The 6,000-nt window shown below is 40.4% G+C and carries 4 protein-coding genes; 1 reads left to right on the top strand and 3 read right to left on the bottom strand.

What is annotated here, in order from left to right; all coding sequences use genetic code 11:
• Positions 1-151 precede the first annotated feature (151 nt).
• Positions 152-2,101 (top strand): discoidin domain-containing protein, encoded by a 1,950-nt coding sequence (locus CWC18_RS16240; protein ID WP_138675687.1) that lies wholly within the window; start codon positions 152-154, stop codon positions 2,099-2,101.
• A gap of 422 nt (positions 2,102-2,523) precedes the next feature.
• On the opposite strand, the gene CWC18_RS16235 is transcribed toward CWC18_RS16240, so the two are convergent.
• From CWC18_RS16235 to CWC18_RS16225, 3 genes are read right to left on the bottom strand one after another with little or no spacing between them, the layout of a single operon-like run.
• On the bottom strand, positions 2,524-3,564 hold the full coding sequence (locus CWC18_RS16235) for a cupin-like domain-containing protein (RefSeq protein WP_138675686.1): 1,041 nt from the start codon (positions 3,562-3,564) through the stop codon (positions 2,524-2,526).
• The gene (locus tag CWC18_RS16230) at positions 3,561-4,358 is read right to left on the bottom strand and encodes a SapC family protein (RefSeq protein WP_138675685.1); all 798 of its coding nucleotides are present in this window, start codon (positions 4,356-4,358) and stop codon (positions 3,561-3,563) included. The genes CWC18_RS16235 and CWC18_RS16230 overlap by 4 nt, the downstream gene beginning before the upstream one ends.
• A gap of 12 nt (positions 4,359-4,370) precedes the next feature.
• Complete coding sequence (locus CWC18_RS16225) at positions 4,371-5,978, bottom strand: tryptophan halogenase family protein (protein WP_249348074.1); 1,608 nt, start codon at positions 5,976-5,978, stop codon at positions 4,371-4,373.
• Positions 5,979-6,000 lie beyond the last annotated feature (22 nt).

The raw sequence follows: 6,000 nt of genomic DNA, 5'->3' as shown, positions 1-6,000 counted from the left end.
ATATATGTCTTGTTAAATTATTGTTAAATTATAAATTATTGTTTACAAAGTGTGATCCCGCCCTGATAGTTAGCTATTTGATCAACAAGGCCTATTGAAGTTAATGAAATTAACTTCTATAGTAAGTCTTTAATATATAACAAGGAAACGCATGTTAAAATATTTGGTCCCTTTGGCTTTATTAATTACATCTTCAATAAAAGCGCATTCATTTACATTAATTGAAAACGTGGCTTTAACTGATCAAAAAATTACAATTTCTTTTAATGGTTATTCTGATCCTGTTGTTTTTCACTCAATACCATCTTTCAATGATACTGATGCTGGTGTTATCTCAATATCTAATGTTACTGACTCAAGCTTTGATGCTCAATTTAAAGAGTGGACATACTTAGACGGCTTGCACGGTGAAGAAACTGTATCTTTTCTTATCGCTGAGAAAGGTGTACATACACTGGCAGATGGAAGTATTTGGGAAGTTGGTGAATTTGAAATTCGAGGAAATTCACAGCAGCAATTTTTTCAAGAAAGCTTTGATCATACACCAGCATTAATTTTAAGCGGTCAAACACAGAATGATCCAGATGCATACTCTCTGAGAGTTTCAAGCAACACAAGCTTGGCATTTTCTACGACATTAAATGAACAAGAGTCTGGTGATAATCACGTTCCAGAAACAGTCGGATACCTTGCTTTATATAGCAGCTCTAAAACAGGGCATACAGATAGCGGAGATGCATATAGCGTTATGCAGCAAGCTATTAATCAGGACGGATATCAATCAATTAATGGGAAGATTATAGTCAACGAAGAGCAATCCAAGGATAGTGAGACCAGTCATCTATTGGAAGTAATTAATATCCTCACTATTAAAAATAAACTATTTGGACAAGATACTACACATTATGGCAAAGACACAATTTCATTGAGAATCGATACTAATAGTGATTTTAAAATAGAACCGGGTGAAACCTCAGGCTCTTATAATAACATAGCATTAATAGGTACTAATGGTTTAAGTGATTCATCGTATACCGCTAGCAATACATATCGTGCTGATAGCCCATCAGGAGCATTTGATGGCTTCAATGAAACTAATAAAATAAATAATGATGCTTCGTCGAAAATAAAACGGGGAATTTGGCTATCTACCCTTTCGCAAGAACATTGGCTTCAAGTTGCCTTCGAAAGGCATGCTTACATTCACTCTTTCAGAGTGCTTTTATATCCAATAGCTTCTAATGGAAATATGGGTATAAAAAATGTCACATTACAGGTTTCAAATGATAATACTTCGTTTGTTGATCATGAGTCATTTACACTCGATAAAAGTCTCGATCAAACAATTTATTTAACAGAGCCAGCAGTAGGGAAATACATAAGATTAAAAATCTACTCCACTCAAGGTCATAGTTACCGTGTAATCGGAGAGCTTGAATATTATGGTGGGTTTGTAGCTGAGCAAAAAATAGATCCACCTGTCAACAACATACCCATTAACGGTAAAACATGTGAGTCTATAAAGTTAGAAAACCCTTCAGTATCTTCAGGTTTTTATTCTATCGACCCTGATGGTGATGATGGTAACCCAGAGTTTGAAGTGTATTGTGAAATGACTCTTAACGGAGGAGGTTGGACGCTTGTTGCTCATCACAAAGATGGTTTGGATAATTTAGAAGTTACCTCGCCTACTTCATTAAACAACGTTGGTGTTCTTCCTACCAATCAATGGTATGACATTCGTAATAGCATGACCACAGGCATGATGTTTATGGATGAGTTTTCCAATATATCACAAATCAGCAAATCCAAGCTTATGAACGGTAATTGTGTTTCGATAAATAGTTCTAACGATCTAAGTCAACCTAAAGTTCCTTTTGACATTGGTGTATTGTGGCAACATGAAGGAAGTGGATGTAGTCTTTCTGGTAGAGATTATTCATTCATAAGCCTCAGTACTAAATTGTCAAGTAGAGGTGATGGATATTTAAGAGCTGGTGCTTCCATATATCAACATAACGTAAAATTTGATCTATGGCCCTATGTTAGTAATGTTTATAGTGGTGCAGAACAAAATACCCTTTTTTACTTTTTAAAATAGGTAGTTTGTAAGTTGCTTACCAATGTCTTTGCCCTGACCTTCCACCGAAAACGTTGAAAATTACAATTACATTTATGGACGTTACATAATCTATAATAATAGCGGGGTAGAAAAAGCTACCTCGCATTTTTTGCGATAAAAAAGCGAAACACACAAAATAAGTGACATATATGGACACTCCCAGTATGGAGATGGTGAGTACCTCTCCATTTGACTGCGTATAATGATATTGTGCATTGTCATAGGGGATCACTGCATTGTCATAGGGGATCACTGCATTGGCAATCGTGCTCACTAAGGCTAATTTAGCCAAAAGTTATGAGTTAAACCGATACATATTTGTTCCTTAAACAAGCCCGAGAAATACATAATTAACATTTAATGTAAAAACAAGCAGCCACTTGCTGTTTGCGTCAATGGGCTCACTTATTCAGTAAATTGATCAGTTCAGCGCGCAGGGCCATTGATTGTGCTGGGTTCATGGCTGCCAGTCGGCCTTTAGCATCATTTGGAATATGGGTATGTTTATCTTCACTATTAAAAATATAGTGATCAAATATGCTTTGCCAAGCGGCTTTTTCGTGAGCAGGTAACTGGGCTAATGACAATAACGCATGGGTTAATACGTCACTGGGCATACCTAAATGGGAGGGGGTATCTCGCCACCAATAGTTGATCAACGCATTAACATTGCTTTTACCTTCAACATGATGCCACCACAGGCTGGGAATATAGAGCATATCACCGGGGTTAACATCACATACAATAGAGTGAGTTTGTGCCTCTTTATATCGCGGAAAACGCGTAAAATCGGGATCGGTTATATCTACTAAACTCACCACCTGCCCTGCAGGCGTTACATCTATGGGGCCTGGGTATAAGTTTTTAATTTGCTCAGGAGCAAACAGGGTAAAATGGCGCTTGCCCGCCACCACACAGGCTAAGTTATCTGGCACGTCATAATGGGCTGCAATTTTAGTTTTGCCCCCTAGCCATAGACTGGTTAATGCGCTGTCGTGTTTATGGCTGTCTGCATGTGCAAAATTAAATGGTGTATGTGTAGTTAAGCCGGGCAAGCAATACTCTAAAGTGGTGGAGCCCATATACACGGTATCTGTCGCTGCTATTGTTTGCTGTGCGGTACTCTGATTTTTTAAATGGCGAACAATCTCAGCCAGTGTGGTTTTACTTTGTGTGAAGTTCTTTTTGGTTAAGCTGTTATCGTAAAAAAATCGGCCGTTATACTTTGCCGCCAGCCAGCATGCAAATACCGGCACGTTTGCATCAAATTGCGCAATGTAATCAAAAAATGTCTCATCAGAGTGTATTGCCGCTTGAACAATAGGCCAGCTGTGCGCCGCCCCTTTAAATAAAATAGGTTGGCTTTGCCGCTGCGTTACCTCTGTAATTAACGACGAAATTTGCGTTTGGTCAGGCACATCAAACGTAAGTACGCGCCTCATTTAGTGCCCTTAAGTTCACTTTGCGGTGGGCTTTGGTGCTCGCTTTGTTGCTCGCTTTGTTGCTCGCTTTGTTGCTCGCTTTGTTGCTTACTTTGGTTCAACTTTACATTAACCAAACTTTTCAGCTGCCCAAGAGACGCCATCACCATATAAATGTGCTGTAAATAACCTACTTGGTGCAGCGCTTCCAGCGCGCTTGCGTCTAACTGACGAAGGTTATCTTCATTGATGGTGTACAAGCCAGTTAAGGTATCTGATCCTACTTTAAGGGTGGCACTTTCCAACAAATCATATTTAAGTAAGCTTTGCATAAAGGCTTCATCGTCAGCATGTCCATGATGAATGGCCTGTAAAACACTGTTTATTTGAGTCAAATATTCACTATTGCCGCCGTGCTCTAAAAATAGCGGCTCACCATGTTCATAGTTGACTCTGGGGTGCGCTACATCAATGTGCACTGCCGCGACTTGCTCGGGCACACCGTTATTTATGTGCTCTGTAAACCCGATTAAAAACGGCGCACGTAATATCGACAGTGGCATATACTCGGCCATCCAATTGTCGTTTTCTAAATATAAATTTTCTCCCTCAGCAAACCCCAATAAGACCACCGAGTGAAACAGCCCTGTTTGTGCGTTCTTTTTGAAAAAAACCACATACTCATTTTGCAATTGCACAAACTCGCTGGGGAATACCCCCGTAATACTCACCTCATCGCCGAGTTGGCTACTGCGATGGGTCATTACTTTAATTTTATGATGGTCTTTATTATTAACTAGCTCCACTTTGCTCATTGTCACCCCTGTTTATATTTTTGGTATGCCATGGTTCTTAATATTCAAAAGCAATGCTCGGTTTGTGGGTAAGGTCTGTTTACCCTGTTCAGCAAAGCGATTTACGCTGAGCTGAATATCTTTAAAAAGTGTCTTTGACTGCACCGATAAAGTCGATTGTTTTACGGCAGTGTCAAAGCCCATGCCATATAAAATATATTGGTAACTTGCTACCGAAAATATATCGTTGCTATGGGGTAAGTCTTGATGCTTAGGCACTTGATAACGCCACAACGCCAAGAGTTCACTCAAGTTTTTCGGTATACCTTGTGAGCGCATAGTTTGCCAATATTCACTGTCAGCCCGATTGCTCAGCACATAATGCAATTTTAAAAATGCCACCGCACTTTGCCAATGATGGCTAAATTCTCGATTAAACCGTTCCGCTACAGTCTCCATATGTACGGGATTTTGTGGTAAATTTTCAGCAATATACGCCGCACTTAACTCAATCATAACCAGTGCTGATGCCTCTAAAGGCTCTAAAAAGCCAGCTGACATACCCACTGCAACACAGTTTTTATACCAAAGCGTTTGCCTATACCCGGGGTTAAACTTAATTGTGCGAATCGTCTCTGTATCGGGTTTGCTTAACCCTTGTTTTTTAATATAGTTTAACAACGCAGCCTTGGCGATGTGATCATCTGTAAACTCACTGGCAAACGTATAACCAATACCACGGCGTGTAGGCAAAGCAATGTCCCATATCCATCCCTCAGTTTGTGCGGTAGAAAGTGTGCAAGAATTTATATCGCACTCACTGCTCTTGTGAGGTACTTGCACCGCGACCGCTGAGTCATTTTTTAACACCTGCTGTTGGCTCAGCCAGGGTACTTTATAGTGTTTATCAATCAGTAGTGCCGCGCCGCCACTACAATCAATAAATAAATCTCCTACTACATTGCCATGTGTTGTTGTGATCACAGCCTCTATGTTATCGGTGCATTGTCCAATAACCTCTATCACTTCATCCACAATATGCGCGACGTGTAATTGCTCTGTGCAATGCTTTTTTAAAAGTTTTGCGAATTTGTCCGCATCTAAGTGGTAGCCATAATTACCTTGGCCTGCAAATTCTTTGTCGCTACCGAGCTTGGGCGCTAATTTGGCGTCACACCATATAGCTTGTGGGCACAGCATATGGGCAAAGCTAAGTTCTGAACTTCTTGGGACATGTGCTGAGTGACCTTGAATATACCCTGCGGGTAACGAGAAGGGGTGATAGTAGGTATCAGGCACCTGACTCGAGCCCCAATTGATAAACTGTGAGCCTTGCTTAAATGATGCATCACAGCTGAGCATAAAGTCTGTTTCAGTTATGCCTATTTTTTTCAGTGTGTCTCGCATCGTAGGCCATGTGCCTTCACCTACACCAATGGTTTTTATATTCGCAGATTCTATGAGCGTAACGCGCACCTGCTCGCCATGATGGGCAGCAATAACGCCAGCGGTTAACCACCCAGCACTGCCCCCACCAATGATGACAATGCGTGTCACTGTGCTATTTTTTGTCGTACTATTTTCTGATGTACTGTTCTTAGATGTATCAGCCGTCGTATTGTGACCCATATTCTCAACCATACTTTCAACCGCGCTTTTAACC

This window comes from Pseudoalteromonas aurantia (assembly GCF_005886875.1).
GTDB lineage: Bacteria > Pseudomonadota > Gammaproteobacteria > Enterobacterales > Alteromonadaceae > Pseudoalteromonas > Pseudoalteromonas aurantia_A.
Note: the sequence above shows the minus strand (reverse complement) of the source record. Positions and strands in the feature narration are given on the sequence as shown.

What these genes read in the sequence shown, in the direction of transcription:
- CWC18_RS16240 (WP_138675687.1), top strand. Translation starts at nt 152, where the DNA reads ATGTTAAAATATTTGGTCCCTTTGGCTTTATTAATTACATCTTCAATA.
- CWC18_RS16225 (WP_249348074.1), bottom strand. Translation starts at nt 5,978, where the DNA reads ATGGTTGAGAATATGGGTCACAATACGACGGCTGATACATCTAAGAAC.
- CWC18_RS16230 (WP_138675685.1), bottom strand. Translation starts at nt 4,358, where the DNA reads ATGAGCAAAGTGGAGCTAGTTAATAATAAAGACCATCATAAAATTAAA.
- CWC18_RS16235 (WP_138675686.1), bottom strand. Translation starts at nt 3,564, where the DNA reads ATGAGGCGCGTACTTACGTTTGATGTGCCTGACCAAACGCAAATTTCG.